Genomic DNA, 19,715 nt, shown 5'->3' with positions numbered 1-19,715 from the left:
TCGGCTCCTTAGAGATTGCGTGAGATGACCATGCGTTGAATATCGCTGGTGCCTTCATAAATCTGGCAGACCCGCACGTCGCGGTAGATCCGCTCGAGGGGGAAGTCGCTCAGGTAACCGTAACCACCGAGGGTTTGCAAGGCGGCCGAACAGACTTTTTCGGCCATTTCCGAGGCGAACAGCTTGGCCATCGAGGCTTCCACCAGTGCAGGCTTGCCGCTGTCACGCAGCGCGGCGGCGTAATGCACCATCTGCCGCGCCACGGCGATTTGCGTGGCCATGTCCGCCAGACGAAACGCCACGGCCTGGTGTTCGATCAAGGGTTTGCCAAAGCTTTCACGCTCACGGGCGTAGTCGCGGGCCGCTTCAAACGCAGCGCGGGCCATGCCCACTGATTGCGAGGCGATGCCCACGCGGCCGCCTTCCAGGTTAGCCAGGGCGATACGGTAGCCCTCGCCCTCTTCGCCCAGGCGGTTGGCCACCGGCACCTTCACGTCCTCGAACAGGATCTGGCAGGTATCCGACGCATGCTGGCCGAGCTTGTCTTCGACGCGGGCCACGGTATAGCCCGGCGAATCGGTGGGCACAATGAATGCGCTGATCCCACGCTTGCCCGCTGCCGGGTCGGTGACCGCGAACACAATCACCACCCCGGCATTTTGCCCGGAGGTGATGAACTGTTTGCAGCCATTGAGCACGTAGTGGTCGCCCTCAAGGCGCGCACGGGTTTTGAGGCTGCTGGCATCGGAGCCGGCCTGGGGTTCGGTCAGTGCGAACGCGCCGAGCATGGCGCCGCTGGCCAGGGGCTTGAGGAACTGTTCTTTCTGCTGATCGTTGCCGAACGTGAGGATCGGCACGCAGCCCACCGAGTTGTGCACGCTCATGATCGTCGAGCAAGCACCATCGCCCGCGGCGATTTCCTCCAACGCCATGGCGTAGGCCAGGTAGCCGGTGTCGCAACCGCCCCACTGCTCCGGTACCAACATGCCGAAAAAGCCCAGTTCGGCCATTTCAGCGATGGCCTCCTTGGGAAAACGGTGCTCGCGGTCCCATTCGGCGGCGAAAGGTTTCAGGCGCTCCTGGGCAAATTGCCGGGCCGCGTCGCTGATCTGCAGTTGTTCGTCATTGGGTAACATACAAAATCCTTAATACAGGCATTCAACGGCCATGGCCGTGGCTTCACCGCCGCCGATACAGATGGCTGCGACGCCACGGGTGAGGCCCTTCTGGCGCAAGGCCGAGAGCAAGGTCACCAGAATCCGCGCACCCGACGCACCAATCGGATGGCCCAGGGCGCAGGCACCGCCGTGCACGTTGACTTTGGCGTGGGGGATTTCCAGCTTGCTCATGGTCACCAGGCTGACCACCGCGAAGGCTTCGTTGATTTCGAACAGGTCGACGTCCTCGAGATTCCAACCGGTCTTGCTCATCAGTTTGCGAATCGCACCCACCGGTGCCACCGGAAACAGCCCGGGCTCATCGGCAAACGCCGCATGTCCATGGATCACCGCCAGCGGCTTGAGCCCGCGTTTTTGCGCCTCGGACTGGCGCATCAGCAGCAATGCTGCCGCGCCATCGGAAATCGAACTGGAGTTGGCCGCCGTCACGGTGCCGCCTTCACGGAACGCCGGTTTCAGGCTGGTGATTTTGTCCAGTTTGGCCTTGGGCGGTTGTTCATCGTGCAGGATGGTTTTCTGTTCCTTGCCGACGGTGACCTGCACCGGGACGATCTCGGCGGCAAAACTGCCATGGGTAATGGCTTCCTGTGCGCGGGTCAGGGAGGCGACGGCGAACGCATCCTGGGTTTCGCGGGTAAAGCCGTTGAGCCCGGCGCATTCTTCAGCGAAGGTGCCCATCAGCCGGCCCTTGTCGTAGGCGTCTTCCAGGCCGTCGAGGAACATATGGTCGAGCACCCGGCCATGGCCCAAGCGGTAGCCACTGCGCGCGCGATCAAGCAGGTAGGGGGCGTTGGACATGCTTTCCATGCCGCCGGCAATCACCACGTCGACACTGCCGGCCAGCAGCGAGTCATGCGCCAGGATCGCGGCTTGCATGCCCGAGCCGCACATCTTGTTCAGGGTGGTGCAGCGCGTGGCTTTATCCAGGCCGGCGCCCAGGGCGGCTTGACGTGCGGGCGCCTGGCCCAGGCCTGCGGGCAGCACGCAGCCGAACAGCACTTCATCCACCGCGTCGGGGGCGATGCCCGCCCGCTCCACGGCGGCGCGGATTGCGGCGGCACCCAGCTGCGGCGCGGTCAGGCCCTTGAGGTCGCCTTGAAACCCGCCCATGGGCGTGCGCACGGCACTGACAATCACGATGGGGTCAGTCATGGGTCAATCTCCTTATTTGGCCGCCATACGCAAGGCGCCGTCGAGACGGATCACCTCGCCGTTAAGCATGCTGTTTTCAATGATGTGCCGCACCAGCGCGGCGTATTCGGCGGGTTTGCCCAAGCGTGGCGGGAATGGCACGCCGGCCGCCAGGGAATCACGCACTTCGGGGGTCATGCCGGCCATCATCGGCGTTTCGAAAATGCCCGGGGCGATGGTCATCACGCGGATGCCGAAGCGCGCCAGCTCGCGGGCAGCAGGCAGCGTGAGGCTGGCAATTGCGCCTTTGGAAGCCGCGTACGCTGCCTGGCCGATCTGCCCGTCAAACGCCGCCACGGAGGCGGTATTGATGATCACGCCGCGCTCACCCTCGGCATTCGCTTCGGTTTCGGCGATGGCCGCCGCCGCCAGGCGCAGCAGGTTGAAGCTGCCGATCAGGTTGACGTTGATGACCTGGGCAAAGCTGACCAGCCCATGGGGGCCATTTTTGCCGAGGATTTTCTCGCCGCGCACGATGCCTGCGCAGTTCACCAGCCCATGCAGGCCACCAAAGGCCGCAACCGTAGCCTGTACCGCCGCTTCGGCGGCCGCTTCCCTGGCTGATATCCGCCACGGCGCTGCGGGCGTTGTCGCCCAACTGTTTGACCTTGGCTGCCACAGCGTCGGCGTTAAGGTCCACCAGCATCACCTTGGCGCCGGCCGTTATGAGCATTTCAGCGGTGGCCGCACCGAGGCCCGACGCGCCGCCGCTGACCAGGAATACCTTGTTTTCAATCTGCATTATTATTGTTTCCTTGAACTGTGCCCGAATCGTCGAAATAGTCGCTCTCGCACGCTGCAGCGGCAATGGTCAAAGCCTTCAATATAGTTGACTGGTTTGGCCAATCATCAATCGCGCTGATCAGCCGGTCAGCCCAAGCGATTGGACGCCCGCAAAACAGGCTTCTAATCTGAGCGCCTGCGCCACCAAAGAGGCCTCAGCCCGCCGATGATCGTCCGCCCCAAGCCCAACCTCCTGGGCATCCTGTTCTCCCTCAAGGGCTCGATTGCCAAGCGCATCGCGCTGCGCAGCCTGCTGGTTACCCTGCTGGCCTCGGTGATCGTGCTGGTGGAAACCCTGCACCCGGCGTATTTCTCCAAGGTCAACGCCACGCCCTTCACGCTGCTGGGGCTGTCGTTGTCGATCTTCATGAGTTTTCGCAACAACGCCTGTTATGACCGCTGGTGGGAAGGCCGCAAGCAGCTGGGGCAGATGATCATTGAGGTGCGCTCACTGATCCGCGAGACCCAGGTGCTGGGCGACCCGGCTGAGCGAGCGAACCTGTTGCGCGGCCTATGTGGCTTTGCCCATGGCTTGATCGCACGGCTGCGCCTTGAGGATGAAGCCCAAGCGATCAAGCCTTGGGCCGCAGTGGACACACGCCACCCCAACCTCCCCGACAAGGTGCTGCAACAGGTGGGCGCACGTTTCAGCAAACTGACCGAGCAAGGCGTGCTCAGCGAATGGCGTTACACCCAGCTGGAAGCCCGGCTGGTCAGCCTCAGCCAGGTACAGGCCTCGTGCGAGCGGATCAAGACCACGCCGCTGCCCTTCCCCTACACCTTGCTGCTGCACCGCACCATCTACCTCTTTTGCATTCTGTTGCCGTTCGCCATGGCTGAACCATTGGGGTGGCTGACGCCGGTGTTTACCGCCATCGTCAGCTATACCTTCTTTGGCCTGGATGAAATCGGCGATGACCTGGAAGACCCGTTCGGCTTCGACGAAAACGACCTGCCCTGCAATGCCATCCTGCGCACGCTGGAGCGCGAAGTACTCGCAGCCCTTGGTCAAACCGACTTGCCGCCAGCCCTGGAGCCAGTGGAATACGTGCTGACCTGACGCGGGTTTGACACCTGCCCTGGTCTGACCGAAGCTGATGGCTTTGCTCTAGCTGCCCAAGCTTTCGGACGCCTGCATGTCAAAGTCACGCCGTTACTCGATCGTCGGCCTGTGCGCCCTGCTGTTGATTGTATTGATTACCTGGTATTTCTCCCGCTCCACGCCGGTGCAAGTGCCGCCCGCCATTGCCCATGGCTACTCCAAAGCCCTGAAACAGGCGCATAACGGTGAGCCTGGGGCGGCGCGTGTGCTGTACCAGCAATTGGATCGGCCGGACCTGTCGCCCGAGCGGCGTGCCGCGCTGCACGCCGAATTGCCCAACTACCCCAGCCCCCGTGCCTTGAAGCTGGCGGACAAGGACCTGACCAGCGAATCAGCGCTGGTGCGCGAGGCCGCGATCCACAGCATTGTCGGCCTGGTGCCCAGCGGCCAGCGCACGCTGTTGCTCGGCCCGGTGCTGGACGATCCCGAACAAGCCGTACGCTTTACCGCCGCCAATGCCTTGCTCGGCTTGTCGCCGGACACCTTGGGGCTGTACTTCGGGCCATTGCAGCAGGTGCTTGACGAGTTTGTGAAAAAGCTCAAGGCCCAGCCTGAAACCGCCGAGGGCTGGATTCAACTCGCGCGCCTGTATATCCACAGCGCCCTGCTGCCGGAGGCGCAAAACGCGCTGGAGCAGGCCATGCGCCTTCAGCCGGACAACCTGCAAGCCGTAGTGGCGCAGATCGAGTTGCTCGACAAGCAAGGCAAGACCGATGAATCCCGCCAATTGTTGGCGCGGCAACTGGCAGCGCATCCCGAATCGGCTTACTTGCAGCACGCCCTGGGCATGTGGTTGCTGCATCACGGCGAGCGGCCTTACGCCTTGCTCGGCCTGTCCAAAGCGGTGGAGCTGGAGCCGGACAACCAGGATTACCGCTATGACCTGGCCACCACCCTGCACGCCCAGCAGGAACTGGAGGCCGCCCAGCGCCAGCTCGAAGAAATCATCCAGCGCCACCCAGCTAACCGCAAGGCCCGGGTGCTGCTGGTCAATTACTGGAAGGAAAGCGGCCAGTTGCAGAATGTCCAGGTGCTGCTCGCCCAGCTCGAGCAACAAAACCCTGACGACCCGGCACTGCAGCAAGGGCTGTAGGCGCAGAAATCCCGCATCAGGTTGAACCGCCGCAGAGCGCAACGGTCAAGTGAACATGGCGCGTCCACATGGGCGCGCATCCTCTACTCGTATGTGACCTGAGGGCACTTCTTGTCTACATCCAAAGCGCAGTTAACCGAAAAAGCGGCCACCGGTATCGAAGGTCTTGATGACATTCTTTCCGGGGGGCTATCGCGCAGCCATCTGTTCTTGCTGGAAGGCGAGCCTGGCACCGGTAAGACTACGGTGGCCCTGCATTTCCTGCAGGCCGGGGCGAAAGAAGGTGAGCGATCGCTGTATATCACGCTGTCCGAAACCGAGCGTGAATTGCGCCAAGGGGCCAAATCCCACGGTTGGGATCTGGATGACAATATCCATATCTTCGAACTGACCCCGCCGGAGAGTCTGCTCGACGCCGAGCATCAGCAGAGCCTGCTGTACTCCTCCGACCTCGAACTGGGCGAAGCCACGCGACAGATTTTCGAAGTGGTGGAACGGGTCAAGCCGACTCGCGTCGTGATCGACAGCCTCTCGGAAATTCGCCTGCTGGCGCAAAGCTCGCTGCGTTACCGCCGGCAGATCCTGGCGATCAAGCACTACTTCGTGCGTTACGACGCCACCGTGCTGCTGCTGGACGACCTGACCACCGAATCCCTCGACAAAACCGTGCACAGCGTGGCCCACGGGGTGATCCGCCTGGAAGAACTGACCCCCACCTACGGCGCCGAACGCCGTCGCGTGCGGGTGGTGAAGTACCGTGGCCAAAAATACCGTGGTGGCTTTCACGACTTCACCATCATGCACGATGGCATCCACGTGTTCCCGCGCCTGGTGGCAGCCGAACATCGCGGCGGTTACGTGCGCGAGACCCTGAGCAGCGGCATCCGCGAAATGGACGCCTTGATGGGCGGCGGCGTGGAGACCGGCTCCAGCAGCCTGATCCTCGGCCCGGCCGGTACCGGCAAGTCATTGATCTCGATGATCTTCGCCGCTGCCGCCGTGGCACGCGGGGAAAAGGCTGCACTGTTTATCTTCGATGAAGAGCTTGGGCTGCTGTTCGAACGCATGCGCAACATGGGCATCGACCTCGCCGCGCTCGAAGCCACCGGCAACCTGCTGATCGAACAAGTGGACGCCGCCGAGCTGTCCCCCGGCGAGTTCTCGCACCGCGTGCGCCGTTGCGTCGATGAGCGCGGAATCAAAACCGTGGTGATCGACAGTATCAACGGCTACCAGGCCGCCATGCCGGAAGAGAATGCGCTGATCCTGCATATGCACGAGCTGCTGCTGTACCTCAACCGCCGGGGCGCGGCGACGTTCATGACGGTCGCGCAGCACGGGCTGGTCGGTGATATGCAGGCGCCCGTGGACATCACTTACCTGGCTGACACAGTTATCCTGCTGCGTTACTTCGAAGCATTGGGCAAGGTGCGCCGCGCCATCTCGATCATCAAGAAACGCACCGGCTCCCATGAGTCGACGATTCGCGAATACCGGATCGGCAACCGCGGCCTGACCGTCGGCGAACCCCTCGATAATTTCCAGGGCGTACTGCGTGGCATCCCGACGTACATGGGCGCCGGCTCCCCTTTGCTTAAGGATGACGGCGTGTGACAGCCATTTCACCTGTCTCCGAGCGCGCCATTGTCCTGGCGCCGATGGGCCGCGATGGTACGTTGGCACTGATGATGCTCAATGAAGCCGGTTATAGCGGCATCGTCGCCAGCAGCCTAAGCGCCCTGTGCGAAGCACTGGAGCAAGGTGCCGGCTTGCTGATCATTGCTGCCGAAGCGTTGCGCGGCGCCGACCTGGAGCCGCTGCTGGAGCATTTGCATCAACAGCCGGCCTGGTCGGACTTGCCGATTGTGCTGATGACCCACCACGGCGGCGCCGAGCAGAATGGCTCCTCGCACCTCAGTGGCTTGCTGGGCAATGTGACCTTCCTTGAACGGCCCTTCCACCCCGTGACCTTGATCAGCCTGGTGAGCGCCGCCCTGCGCGGTCGGCGCCGGCAATATGATGCGCGTGACCGGCTGATTGACTTGAGCGAAAGCGAACTGCGCCTGCAGCGCACGCTTGAGACCCTTGAGCAGCAGGTAGAAGAACGTACCGCGCAATTGCGCAGCAACGAAGAAGCCTTGCGCCAATCCCAGAAAATGGAAGCCGTGGGCCAGTTGACCGGGGGCATCGCGCACGATTTCAACAACATGCTGACCGGGATTATCGGTAGCCTGGAGCTGTTACGAAGGCGTGTGTCGCGTGGCAAATTGGACGATCTGGACAGCCTGATCGACCTCGGCGTGACCTCGGCCAACCGTGCCGCGGGCCTCACCCACCGGCTGTTGGCGTTCTCGCGCCGCCAGTCGCTCGATTCCAAGCCCGTGGAGATCAACCAACTGGTGACGTCCATGGGCGAGCTGCTGCAACGCAGCATCAATGAAAGCATCAGCCTGGACATGCGCCTGCTCGATCAGCTGTGGACCGCCGAGGCCGATCCCAATCAACTCGAAAGCGCCCTGCTCAACCTGGTACTCAACGCACGCGATGCCATGCCCAATGGCGGCAAGCTCACCGTAGAAACGACCAACCGCCATCTGGACAGTGTGTTCACCGCCGCCTACGGCACACTCAGCCCCGGTGATTACGTGGAGCTGAGCGTCAGCGACAACGGCTGCGGCATCCCGGAAAACGTGATGGGCCGGGTATTCGACCCGTTTTTCACCACCAAGCCGATTGGCCAGGGTACGGGCCTGGGCCTGTCGATGATCTACGGGTTCGCCCGTCAGTCCCGTGGGCATGTGACGATCCACAGCGAAGTGGGCAAAGGCACCACCGTCAGCCTGTTCCTGCCGCGCTATGTGGGTGAAGTGGTCGCCGATGAGGCGGTCAATCCGGCGCTGCTGCCCTATGCCAATGCAGGTGAAACCGTATTGATCGTCGAGGACGACCCTGCCGTGCGCGTGCTGGTCAGCGTGGTACTCAAGGAGCTGGGCTACGCCTTTGTTGAAGCGGGCGATGCCGATACGGCCGTGCCGATCATTGAGTCCGAGCAGCGTATCGACCTGATGATCAGTGACGTCGGCCTGCCCGGCATGAACGGCAGGCAACTGGCGGAAATCGGCCGGCAGATTCGCCCGGACTTGAAGGTGCTGTTCATTACCGGCTATGCCGAGCATGCCGCAGTACGAGGTGGTTTCTTGGACCCTGGCATGCAGCTGATCACCAAACCGTTCACCTTTGATTTGCTGACGGCGAAGGTGCGGGAGATGATCAGGAATTAGTGATCAGGGGCTGCCACGCAGCCCCAGGGTGTTACGCCAACAACCGCTGGATATGCTCTTGCAGCGTATCCAGGTCAAACGGCTTGGCCAGGATCGGCGCATTGCGCGTGATAGGGCTATTGCAGTCGAGAATTTCCTGCGGATAACCGCTGATAAAGATGACCTTCAATTCCGGCCGCAGCTTGATAGCCGGCTCGGCGATCTGCACCCCGGAAATCCCGCCCGGCAGGCGGTAATCAGTCACCATCAGGTCCAGGTGCGGCTTGGTCGCGAGGATTTCAAAGGCCTGCTCCCCGTCAATCGCCTTCAACACCCGATACCCCAGGCCCGCCAGGTACTCACCCAGCACGAACATAATGGATTCGTCGTCCTCGACGATCAGAACGACATCTTGTGCATCTTCACTCATGGGAAGCCTTTGTCCGGTCATTAGCTGCAATTACGACCATGGGGTCACGTAGAGGTTGCGTCGGGCTGACGATTGATTTCATACCGATGGCTCAAGGGGCAGGCACACCCGAAACAGGGCGCCCTCGCCTATCTGGCTCTCGACCTCGATAGTGCCGCCATGGGCAGCAACGATCTGCTCGGAAATAAACAGCCCGAGGCCCAGGCCCGCCGCCACCTGGCTGGCGGAGACGCGCTCGAACTGCTGGAAAATCCGCTTCTGGTTCTCTTCGCTGATGCCGATCCCGTGGTCGCGCACTTCCACCCGGGCTTCGCCATGTTCGCAGTACACCCGCACCTCCACCGGGCTTTTAGCCCCGTAGCGCAGGGCGTTGGTCAGCAGGTTGGTCACCACCTGCTCGATCCGGAACTCGTCCCAGTTGCCCTCTACCGGCCCTTCGGCGACCAGTTGCATGGACGAGTCCGCCGCCGCCACCTGCGGCGCGAAGTTATCCACCAGGCTGCGCACCAATTGCGTCAGGTCAAAGCGCCCCGGGCGAATCGACAATTTGCCGGTGCGGATGCGCGACACGTCGAGCATGTCTTCGATCAGGCGGATCAGGCTCTGGATCTGGCGCTCATCGCGGTCGACCATGGCGTGCATCTTGTCCAGGGTAAACGCGGCGGCGTTGTCCCGGGCCAGGTGCATCTTGCGCAGCTGGGTTTCCAGGATCAGCCCGTTCAAGGGCGTACGCACCTCATGGGCGACGATCGACATAAAGTCATCGCGCATGCGCACCGCCTGCTCCAGCTCGGTCTGTGTGGCCTGCAGGCGCGTCAGCAACAGCTCCTGCTCGCGACGACTGCGCTCCAGGGCTTCGACCTGTTGCTTCATCGCCTTGCTTTGGCGGTACAGGTCGACGAACACGTTGACCTTGCTCTTTACCGCGTGGATATCCAGCGGTTTGTGCAGGAAGTCCACGGCGCCGCTTTCATAGCCCTTGAACGCATAATTGAGTTCGCGTCCGGCGGCGCTGACGAACACGATCGGGATGTTCTTGGTCTTTTCGGTGCCGCGCATCAGCTCGGCCAACTCAAAACCGTTCATGCCGGGCATCTGCACGTCGAGAATCGCCATGGCGAATTCGTGCTCCAGCAACAGGGACAAGGCTTCATCGGCGCTCAATGCCTTGAAGACGTGGCGATCCTCACGCTTGATCAGCGCTTCGAGGGCCAGCAGGTTTTCCGGCAGATCATCAACGATCAGCAGTTTGGCCTGGACAGTACTTAACATGGGGAAGATTCCAGGGAAGCCAGCAATGAGGCAATGCGGCTCAAGGTCAGAATATGGTCAGGTGTATGCAAGGCCAGGGCCGCCAACGGCATCACGGCAATCCGCGCTTCCGTGGGGTCCTGTACGACGGTGGTACCTGCGGATTGCTTGACGTACGCCAGCCCGTGCGCACCGTCCTGGTTGGCGCCGGTCAGCAAAATGGCGAGCAGGCCCTTGCCAAAGGCGTCGGCGGCGGACGCGAACAGGTAGTCGATGGCGGGCCGGGAATGGTGCACCCGGTCTTCCTGGCTCAGGGACAGGCTGCGATCGTGCTCCACCGAGAGGTGGTAGCCGGGCCCGGCGAAATACAGGGTCCCCGGCTGGATGACTTCTTTGTCCTGCCCTTCCCGCACCGGAATCCTCAGGCGCCGCGCAAAGACTTCCGCCAACTGGCTGCGGCGCTCATCCGGCAGATGCAGCACCGCGATGATCGGCAGGCCGAAGCCCTCAGGCAGCTCAGCGAAAATACTCAGCAACGCCTCGACCCCGCCGGCAGAGGCGCCGACGACAATGGCTTCAATCCCGCGAATCGGGCCCGCTTGCGCGTCGTTCATGATTTTCGGTAGATCCGTTCCTGCTTGACCAAGGGTTCGAATTGCTTGCTGTAGGCGGAAAAATCCAGGGTTTCCTTACTGCCCAGCACCAGGAAGCCGCGATGGCACAGCGACTCATGAAACAATCCAAACGCCCGATCCTGCAATTTTTTATTGAAATAAATCAATACGTTACGACATGAAATCAATTGAGTTTCTGAGAATACACTATCGGTTGCCAAACTGTGGTCGGCAAAGGTCACGTTCTCGCGCAGCGTTTTATCGAAGATCGCGTAATCGTAAGCCGCCGTGTAGTAGTCGGCAAATGAACGTTGCCCCCCGGCCTGCTGGTAATTGGCCGTATAGGCACGAACATTTTCCAGGGAGAAGATGCCTTGCTTGGCCTTATCCAGGGACGCCGGATTGATGTCCGTCGCATAGATGATTGTGCGCTCCAGCAGCCCCTCTTCACGCAGCAGGATGGCCATGGAGTACACCTCCTCCCCGTGCTGCACCCGGCGATCCAGATCTTGATCGACGGGTAGGTCTTGAGCAGCGGCACCACTTCCTGGCGGATTGCCAGAAAGTGCGACGGGTCGCGAAACATCTCGCTCACCGGGATCGTCAAAAACTGCAGCAACTGCATGAACGCTGCCGGGTCGTGCAACACCCGCTCCTGCAGCGCCGAAATGGTCGCGCAGTCAAACTGGCGCAAGGCGTGGGCCACGCGGCGTTTGACCGACGCGCCGGAGTAGTCGCGAAAGTCGTAGCTGTACTTGAGGTAAATCGCCTCGATCAACAGGCGCAGCTCAATATCGCTGCTTTTCTCCAAAAAACTGCGCTCCACTTAAATGCGTTCCATCTTCGGTAGCCACACCCGAATCAACGAGAACAACCGGTCCAGGTCGATAGGCTTGGCCAGGTAATCATTGGAACCCGCCGCGAGGCAGCGCTCCTGATCGTCCTTCATGGCCTTGGCTGTTACGGCGATGATCGGCAGCTTCTTCCAGCGCGGGTCCTGGCGGATCAACGCAGTGGCCTCGTAACCGTCCATCTCCGGCATCATTACGTCCATCAGCACCAGGTCGATATCCTCGACTTCATTAAGCTTGTCGATGGCTTCGCGGCCGTTACGCCCGATCACCACCACCGCGCCTTTGTGCTCCAGCGCACTGGTCAGGGCGAAGATGTTACGCACATCGTCGTCCACCAACAGGATCTTGCGCCCCTCGAAGACCTTGTCGCGGCTGCGGGCGGTCTTGAGCATCTTCTGGCGGTCATGGGACAGCTGGGATTCGACTTTGTGCAGAAAGAGTGTCACTTCGTCGAGCAGGCGCTCCGGCGAGCGGGCGCCCTTGATGATGATCGAGCGCGAATACTTGCGCAGCTCGGCTTCTTCATCGCGGGTCAGGTTGCGCCCGGTGTACACAATTACCGGCGGGAACGAGCAGATGTCCTCGGTGGCCATGCGCTTGAGCAACTCGTTGCCGAGCATGTCCGGCAGCTTGAGGTCGATGATCATGCAGTCGTAGACGTTGGTGCGCAGCAGGTCCAGGGCGGCCTGGGCGTAGCCGACGTCGGTAATTTCGATGTCATCGTCGCCGATCAGGCGGGCAATGCTGTCGCGTTGCAGGTCGTCGTCCTCCACCAGCAGCACACGCTTGACCTTCTGGGTCAGCTTGGCCTCCAGGCGGGCGAACACGTCCTTGAGCTCTTCGCGGGTGGTGGGTTTTACCGCATAACCGATGGCGCCCATATGCATGGCGGCTTCGACGCGGTCCTCGACGGAGATCACATGCACCGGGATATGGCGGGTGTTGGCGTGTTCCTTGAGGCGTTGCAGTACGGTCAGCCCGGAGTGGTCCGGCAGGCGCATGTCCAGCAGGATCGCATCGGGGATGAACTCCTCGGCCAGGCGGTAGCCCTCGTCCGCACCGTGCGCCACCAGGCAGTTGTAGCCCAGCTCATGGGCCAGGTCGAACAGGATGCGGGCGAAGTTCGGCTCGTCTTCCACCACCAGAATGCAGCGCGTGGTGAACGGGGCTTTGTCGCGGTCGTCGGCAAAACGCGGGATTTGCTGGGCGTCGGCCACCGGCAGCGGTGAAATCGCAATGGGCTTGGGCGCCGGCGCCGGCACCACCTGTTGCGGCACCTCGATTGGCCCGGCGTCGGCGGCGCGCTCCACATACTGCTCGGGCAATACCAGCGTAAACACACTGCCCTTGCCCGGTTCGCTGGTCACGCTGATATAGCCGCCCAGCAAAGTGGCCAGGTCACGGGAAATCGACAGGCCCAACCCGGTGCCGCCGTAACGGCGGTTGGTGGTGCCATCTGCCTGGCGGAAGGCTTCGAAGATGCTTTCCTGCTGATCCGGGGCAATGCCAATCCCCGAGTCGCGCACGGTGAACGCAATGCCCTCCCCCGGCGCATGGGATACCGACAGGCTGACGTCGCCCTGCTCGGTGAACTTGACGGCGTTGGACAGCAGGTTCTTGAGGATCTGCTCCAGGCGCTGACGGTCGGTAAACAGCATGGTCGGTGCGCCATGCTGCACCTCCACCTGGAACCCCAGCTTACGGTCGGCGGCCAGCGGCTCGAACATCCCGCGCAGGCCATCCACCAGGCGTGCCACGCTGGAGTTTTCCGGGCGCACTTCCAGCTTGCCGGCTTCCACCTTGGAAATATCCAGAATGTCGTTAATCAGGTTGAGCAGATCGTTGCCGGCCGAGTAGATCGACTCGGCAAACTTGACCTGCTCTGCGCTGAGGTTTTCCTGCGGGTTCTCGGCCAACAGCTTGGCCAGGATCAGCGAGCTGTTAAGCGGTGTGCGCAGCTCGTGGGACATATTGGCGAGGAATTCGGATTTGTACTTGCTGGAGCGCTGCAATTCTTCGGCGCGGTCTTCCAGCTCGATCTGGGCCTGGTTCAGCTCGATGTTCTTGCGGTCCATGGCGTCGCGTTGCTCGGCCAGGGTCTGGGTCTGTTCGGCCAACTGTTCGTTGGTCTGCTCAAGCTCGGCTTGCTGGGTTTCCAGGTGGGCCTGGGATTCCTTGAGGATGCGCGACTGCTCTTCCAGCTCTTCGTTGGCGGTCTTGAGCTCTTCCTGTTGCACTTGCAGCTCTTCGTTGAGCTGCTGGGTTTCGGCGAGCACTTCCTGCAAACGCTGGCGATAACGCGCCGCTTCGATCGAGGTGCCGATATTCCCGGCAATCAGCTCCAGCAGCTCTACGTCACGCTCATCCAGGGGGCGCAGGAAGCCCAGCTCGATCACGCCGTTGACGCGATCATCATCGCTGGTCGGCACCACCAGCACACTGCGGGTTAGGCCTTCACCCAGACCGGAGCTGACCTTGAAGTAATCCACCGGCACGTCGTCCAGGCGAATCAGCCGGTCCAGTTGAGCCGCTTGGCCAACGATGCCCTCGTCGCTGTAAATTGCCTGTTCGAGTTGTTCCTGCTCACGCGAAAAGCCATAGGTGGCCACGCGTTTGAGACCGCCGTGCTCTTCGCGCACGTACAGCGCCGCCACAGCAGAGCCCATGTACTGGGCAAAGAACTGCAGGATATTGCGCCCCAGCATGTTCAACGTCAGCTGGCCAAGCACTTGCTCTGCCAGTTCGGTCTGGCCGTTGCGCAACCAGGCCTGCTGTTCCAGGCGCCCGGCAATCTTCTGTTGAGACGCGAGGTTTGCGCTGTAACTCTCTGATAAAGCTAGAAGATTCTTCCTGCCGATATACGCCAGGAACCCGCTCAGCCCCAGCACGAACGCCAGATACAGCGTGACGCTGATCACCGTGGTTCGCGTGACTTCTGCGTTACGGGTGATGCGGAACTGCTGCTCCATCGCCACCGCGTCTTCATATTCCTTGCGAATCTCGTCAGTCAGGCGCTTGCCCCGACCCGCCTTGACCGCGCCGCGGTAGTCACCGCTCTGGCGCTGCATATCGATCATCGACTGGGCGTATTTATTCCATTCGTTTTGCAGGGCTTCCAGGCGTTTTAGGCGATCAACCTGTTGCGGGTTATCTGCCACCAGCTCCTGCAAATTACGCAGGTCAGCAATGATCCGCGGCTTGGCCACTTCATACGGGTCGAGAAAATGCTCGTCGCCGGTAATCAGGAAACCGCGCATGCCGGTTTCCAGGTCCACGGTCAGCTTGGACGACTCGTTGAGGTTATTGATGACTCGGTCGGTGTGCTCCACCCATTGGATCACCGACAACAGATAGGTAATCAGCACGACGAAAAACACCGCACTGAGCACGCCCACCCCTAAGGGCAACGCGACGTTTCGGCTCAGCAGTGTACGAAAGCTCTTTTCATCAACTGACGACGCGGGAGTCATGGGCATGCCTTGTCCAAATGGGAAAAACGCAGAGTTTGCCCGAACTTGAGGGGCCAGGGCTATGTTTCTGCGTTGATTTGGCGTAAATGCCCACGCGGTGCAGCTCAGTTCCGCACTGTTTACGAACCGTTTTCAGCACACAAGCTATTACACATGCCCTGAAGGGACTCGGAACGCACTGACACTGCTTTTGCACACAGGATGACGCCTCGGGAATACCGAAGATCTTTGGAGAAGGCGTTTTTCTAACCTACAAGGCACACCCAATGAACATAAGCAACGTTGCACACGGAACGGTAAGCATCCCAACCAGCACGCCCGCCGAAGCGCCTCAAAGTCCCTCGATCCTTCCAACACCCACTCCACTTCAAAGCCCTGTCGTAACAGCTAAGGAAACTCCCCCCGCACGCTCAAGCACCTGTTGAACGAGCAGGCAAACCTGCGGGTGGTGGCTCGCGGACTACGGCGTCTTACCGCACCGGTTGATGGCAACCCCGTGACATCGGAAAGAATTGCATACGTGTTGAACATTCAGGTGAATTTTCCTCATCAGCCTGCGACCAACACCCGTACAACTTTGAAGGTGAGCGACCTCATTACGCGCCTTGGCTACAAAGTGCCCACTACCGCTGATGAACTCGTTGCGCTGGCACAGACATTGGAAAAAGAGACCGCCCTACACCCTTTGGGCGACCTCGGTGGAGGGCTGTCCTGGCCAATACCAATGTCGCAACCCGACCAGAAAAAAATTATCGACTTTCTGAGCGCCAGCAATACGGGAGTGCCAGGCTTGCCCTTACCGAGCACTGTCATCGGCACGCTTGGTTACTTGTTAGCCGATAGTTCGGTAAGTCAAAACGACCCGCTAGACCCTGCCCAATTACTGCAACGCTTGCTCGACACGCCAAAAGCTCGCGCGCTGGGCAAAGCACTTCAAGAGCATCTGGGGGGTATTTCTTCAGAGACCAGCATTTACGACTATTTATTGACCGCGATTCACATTGGGCTGGATCCTGGGAGCTATTTCTCACCCATACGCAACACCGTAGACGGTTTCGGGCTGGCACAACCTACGCACTGGGGCAGGTCGCCTTCATCGGTCGTTGAGGCATTGCGCCAGTATCTGGCCCAAGGCCGAGTACCTCCAGGCAGCGCAAAACTTGCGGCACACATACTGCTATCCAAGGAAGCTCCGCAGTTTCTGATTAAAGACATTCCCGAGCATGTGACAGTCGGCAGCCTGGCATGGGCCAACTTGACGATTGCTGCGGCCGCCATAGAAGCCGAGCGGCCGGGATCGGTCGCAAGTATGAGTTTCGCCGAGGTCATGAGTTACCCCGTAAATACCCAGAACCCATCAAATGCACTTCAGCGCGCTCAAGCCGCGGCAATGATGGATTGGGGGGTTGCGAACGGGATAATCACTAGAATTTCAACAGACAACTACACCCCTCAACAGATCGACACCGTCAGAACCGCATTCAACCAACAACTGACAGAGCGGCTCACCGCTTCCCAGGCATTGGACAAAGAAATCCCCACGCGAAAGGAAATCGCGCTGAAGGAGCTGAAGGAGCGATTTGGCGACCTGGGCTCGCTTTTCGAGGAGAAAGTGCTCGGCACTGACGCCTATAGCGGGGAGGCAGAGCAAACCGGGCTGGCGGGCGAGCATTCGATGTTGGATATCGCCATGATGGGCCTGCCGAATCTGAGGCCCTTTGTATCGAGTAACCCCCGCATCCCGCTGGAGGCGTTGAACAAAAACCGCAATTTTGATGCGCAGAAGGTCTTTGATCAGCAATTCGCAGGTGCAATTGAGGAAAAAAGGCCGCCGTCAGCACAATGATCAGGGAGCTCATCTCGAAGCTACCGCCGGAGGATCGGTCACACTTCGAGTTTGGCGATCTTAAATTCTTCCCGGAAGGCTCCCACACAATAGATGGTTTTTTTAACTACGCCTCGTCGGAACAGCCCTGAGCTGGTCGTTAAAACCACGTTGAATGGCGTAACCCAGGCTTACGAAATCAATTTCAATAAGGGCACGATTGAACCAACGAGCCTGTCTCGGGCGCAAACTCGAGAATCACGCGCGGCCAATGTGGTCTTTACGACCACCGAGCTGATACCCGGTGATGCGGCCAGTGGCATCTACCGTGAACGCCCCGTAACTGAATCGCCCTTCAGTAGCTTCAAAAGCGACCGGTCCAAGGCGATTGCCAACGTATTTGTACAACACCTTGAACTCGATGACCCAGCGATAAAACAACAAGCCCAAGGGCAAACTACCCTGGACGAACTACAGGGTGGGCCCAAACCACTCAGCGAGTTTCTGTTGAACCTGATCCCCTTCAGGTCGGCCATCGTCAACTTTCAGAAGGGTAATTACGGTGAGGGGGCATTCGACCTCACACTGGATGTATTCGGCTTTCTCACAGCAGGCGCGGCAACCGCCGGCAAGTTGATCAAAATAGGCAGCTCCGCCCTCTCCGCCGGTGCAAAGGTATTAAAGGCCGGCAAAGTAATCGGCGCCGCCACCATTGGCGTTCTCAACCCATTGAGCGGTTTTGGGGATTTGGCCAAGGGAGGCGCCAGGCTGGTGAGCAATGGCGCCAAGCTCGTTTACGCAAAAGGGGTCGATGTGGTCAATAAGCTCAGGGGCGCGAGCGGCAGTTACGATCTGCTCAAGGCGGCCAGTAAAAGCAATGGTGTCGCGGCGACGGGCACCTTTAAGTTTGCAGATCAGACCGTCGAAGGGGGTGCGGCTCTGCAGAACAATAAATGGTATGCCCTTGACCCCATCACGCAGCGTCCTTACGGCCCCCCACTGCAGGATTTCATCCCCGCTACGATTGCCGGCAATGGCGTGATAAACAGTAATCTCGTTAACTGGCTGTCGGCGGTAATCGCACCAAATGCCAAAACACCCAATCTTGCCGAAGTATTTAGAGAGACCTTGGAACGTGTGAAGACTAACCACTCCACTGGTTTCAGCAAGGGCTATGACGCAAAAGGCGCTGATGCAACCAAGGGCCTCGAAAATGTCCCTGGTTACTACCCGTCAATGCGTCTATCGGACTTGAAAGAATTGGCAATCTCCACCGGGCGAAATCCCCAAGAGATCGGCTTATTGACAAAATTGATAGAAAATCGCCAAGCGACCAAGAGCCTTGAGGATGCCGGAATCTTCAGCAAAGAAGTCGCTGCCGCAGGCGGTAAAGCGACTGGCATGCCGCAAAACCTCTACCTGGCGCAAAGCGACCTTGCTTCAGCGGGCGAATGTGCAGCGTTGGCGAACACCATGGCACTGGCTATTCAACACGGAGCCCAGGATGTGCTGATTGCTAACTTTTTCAAAGCCGCATCAAGCGCCGTCACGCCTGGCAGCCGCGCCTTTCGTAAACAACTCAGCGACATGCATAAGACTCTGCGCGTGAATTTTCACGGGACTCAGGCTGTCTCCCAGGTTGCATACACCGATATCGTCAACCGTTTGAGTAACGCAACCACTACAACCATATTCAAGATCAGCACCCAAAATCATGGGCTGCTTGCAGGTGTGACCATCAAGAACAACAATAAAGAGTGGTTTTTCTTTGACCCCAACTTCGGCGTGGCGACGTTTGCAACTGAAGACGCGATGAGGCGCGGGCTGGAAACCACCTTAAACAGTGGCCGGTCCGCCAGTACGCTTAGTCCGATTGCTGTTACCAATGGCGTACCGACATACCATGTGAGCACCTTCGCAGACGGAGATTTCTTGACGTCAGTGCCCTACAGCAACCCGTTCGCACTCTTCAACGCGCCGCTTTGATTCACCTGCGTCAATGGTGCTGAGTTGCCATTGACGCATCAGATCATTTGAACGCTATCACCGCTCGCATGTGGCGCGACATTTGCGCTTATTCCCGTCACAATGCTTCTACCAACGGAACTTGCCGAGATTGAAGCGACTCATTAGATAATGGGTCTTTCAACCGCTAAAGACCTGCCCTCCATTTCTCGGGAATTTTCATTATGTCCGCTACCTCCTCCACCATCCTAGTAGTCGAAGACGACGCCATCGTGCGTATGCTGATCGTCGATGTGCTCGAAGAATTGGAGTTCACGGTGGTTGAAGCGGCAGATGCTGAAGAGGCGTTGAAGATCGTCGAAAACACCAGCCAGGTGATCGACCTGATGATGACCGACGTTGGCCTGCCCGATATGGACGGCAAGCAACTGGCGGCCAAGGTGCGCGAACTGCGCCCCATCCTGCCCATCCTGTTCGCCAGCGGTTATGCCGAAAACATTGATGTACCCTCCGGCATGCAGGTGATCGCCAAGCCGTTCTCCATCGACCAACTGCGTGACAAGGTCAAATCGATGCTGCCGGTTTGATGCCGCTTCGTACTTAGTGCGAACTGTTGTAAGGCCCTTGCTCTGATCAGTCACCCCTTCTGACATCGACAGCCGCTGCCTGATCGCGCGCCTGTGTGCATGCCGGAACATG

At 59.8% G+C, this 19,715-nt stretch carries 13 protein-coding genes and 2 pseudogenes; 7 read left to right on the top strand and 8 right to left on the bottom strand.

Going from position 1 to position 19,715, the window contains the following annotated elements; all coding sequences use genetic code 11:
• Positions 1–8: 8 nt before the first annotated feature.
• The 3 genes and pseudogenes from LRS56_11155 to LRS56_11145 all read right to left on the bottom strand — a co-directional run bounded on the left by LRS56_11155 (position 9) and on the right by LRS56_11145 (position 3,111).
• Positions 9–1,136 (bottom strand): acyl-CoA dehydrogenase, encoded by a 1,128-nt coding sequence (locus tag LRS56_11155; GenBank protein ID WDU64961.1) that lies wholly within the window; start codon positions 1,134–1,136, stop codon positions 9–11.
• Positions 1,137–1,145: 9 nt separating this feature from the next.
• Complete coding sequence (locus LRS56_11150; protein WDU64960.1) at positions 1,146–2,330, bottom strand: acetyl-CoA C-acyltransferase; 1,185 nt, start codon at positions 2,328–2,330, stop codon at positions 1,146–1,148.
• Positions 2,331–2,342: 12 nt separating this feature from the next.
• Positions 2,343–3,111, bottom strand: a pseudogene (locus tag LRS56_11145) (SDR family NAD(P)-dependent oxidoreductase).
• A gap of 207 nt (positions 3,112–3,318) precedes the next feature.
• Between LRS56_11145 and LRS56_11140 the strand changes: the two are divergent.
• The 4 genes from LRS56_11140 (at position 3,319) to LRS56_11125 (ending at position 8,628) form a co-directional block, all read left to right on the top strand.
• The gene (locus LRS56_11140) at positions 3,319–4,212 is read left to right on the top strand and encodes a bestrophin family protein (GenBank protein ID WDU64959.1); all 894 of its coding nucleotides are present in this window, start codon (positions 3,319–3,321) and stop codon (positions 4,210–4,212) included.
• Positions 4,213–4,288: 76 nt separating this feature from the next.
• A complete protein-coding gene (locus LRS56_11135) occupies positions 4,289–5,347 on the top strand; it encodes a tetratricopeptide repeat protein (protein ID WDU64958.1) in 1,059 nt (352 codons plus the stop codon).
• A 111-nt stretch (positions 5,348–5,458) separates the two neighbouring features.
• Positions 5,459–6,961: an AAA family ATPase gene (locus tag LRS56_11130; GenBank protein ID WDU64957.1), complete on the top strand. Its 1,503-nt coding sequence runs from the start codon at positions 5,459–5,461 to the stop codon at positions 6,959–6,961.
• Positions 6,958–8,628 (top strand): ATP-binding protein, encoded by a 1,671-nt coding sequence (locus LRS56_11125; protein WDU64956.1) that lies wholly within the window; start codon positions 6,958–6,960, stop codon positions 8,626–8,628. Before LRS56_11130 ends, LRS56_11125 begins: the two co-directional genes overlap by 4 nt.
• Positions 8,629–8,659: 31 nt before the next feature.
• On the opposite strand, the gene LRS56_11120 is transcribed toward LRS56_11125, so the two are convergent.
• The 5 genes and pseudogenes from LRS56_11120 to LRS56_11100 all read right to left on the bottom strand — a co-directional run bounded on the left by LRS56_11120 (position 8,660) and on the right by LRS56_11100 (position 15,226).
• A complete protein-coding gene (locus tag LRS56_11120) occupies positions 8,660–9,037 on the bottom strand; it encodes a response regulator (protein WDU64955.1) in 378 nt (125 codons plus the stop codon).
• 78 nt (positions 9,038–9,115) lie between these two features.
• A complete protein-coding gene (locus tag LRS56_11115; protein WDU64954.1) occupies positions 9,116–10,309 on the bottom strand; it encodes a hybrid sensor histidine kinase/response regulator in 1,194 nt (397 codons plus the stop codon).
• Positions 10,303–10,902, bottom strand: a complete 600-nt coding sequence (locus LRS56_11110) for a chemotaxis protein CheB (GenBank protein ID WDU64953.1) — start codon at positions 10,900–10,902, stop codon at positions 10,303–10,305. Before LRS56_11110 ends, LRS56_11115 begins: the two co-directional genes overlap by 7 nt.
• Positions 10,899–11,713, bottom strand: a pseudogene (locus tag LRS56_11105) (protein-glutamate O-methyltransferase CheR). The gene LRS56_11110 and the pseudogene LRS56_11105 overlap by 4 nt, the downstream one beginning before the upstream one ends.
• A gap of 15 nt (positions 11,714–11,728) precedes the next feature.
• Positions 11,729–15,226: a response regulator gene (locus LRS56_11100; protein ID WDU65724.1), complete on the bottom strand. Its 3,498-nt coding sequence runs from the start codon at positions 15,224–15,226 to the stop codon at positions 11,729–11,731.
• Between the two features lie 520 nt (positions 15,227–15,746).
• Here LRS56_11100 and LRS56_11095 point away from each other — a divergent pair.
• The 3 genes from LRS56_11095 to LRS56_11085 all read left to right on the top strand — a co-directional run bounded on the left by LRS56_11095 (position 15,747) and on the right by LRS56_11085 (position 19,603).
• Positions 15,747–17,072: a hypothetical protein gene (locus LRS56_11095; protein WDU64952.1), complete on the top strand. Its 1,326-nt coding sequence runs from the start codon at positions 15,747–15,749 to the stop codon at positions 17,070–17,072.
• A gap of 93 nt (positions 17,073–17,165) precedes the next feature.
• Complete coding sequence (locus tag LRS56_11090) at positions 17,166–19,037, top strand: hypothetical protein (protein WDU64951.1); 1,872 nt, start codon at positions 17,166–17,168, stop codon at positions 19,035–19,037.
• Between the two features lie 203 nt (positions 19,038–19,240).
• Positions 19,241–19,603, top strand: a complete 363-nt coding sequence (locus LRS56_11085) for a response regulator (protein ID WDU64950.1) — start codon at positions 19,241–19,243, stop codon at positions 19,601–19,603.
• Positions 19,604–19,715: the final 112 nt, after the last annotated feature.

This window comes from Pseudomonas poae (assembly GCA_028869255.1).
GTDB classification, from domain to species: Bacteria; Pseudomonadota; Gammaproteobacteria; order Pseudomonadales; family Pseudomonadaceae; genus Aquipseudomonas; species Aquipseudomonas poae_C.
This window is presented reverse-complemented; position numbering and strand designations above follow the sequence as displayed.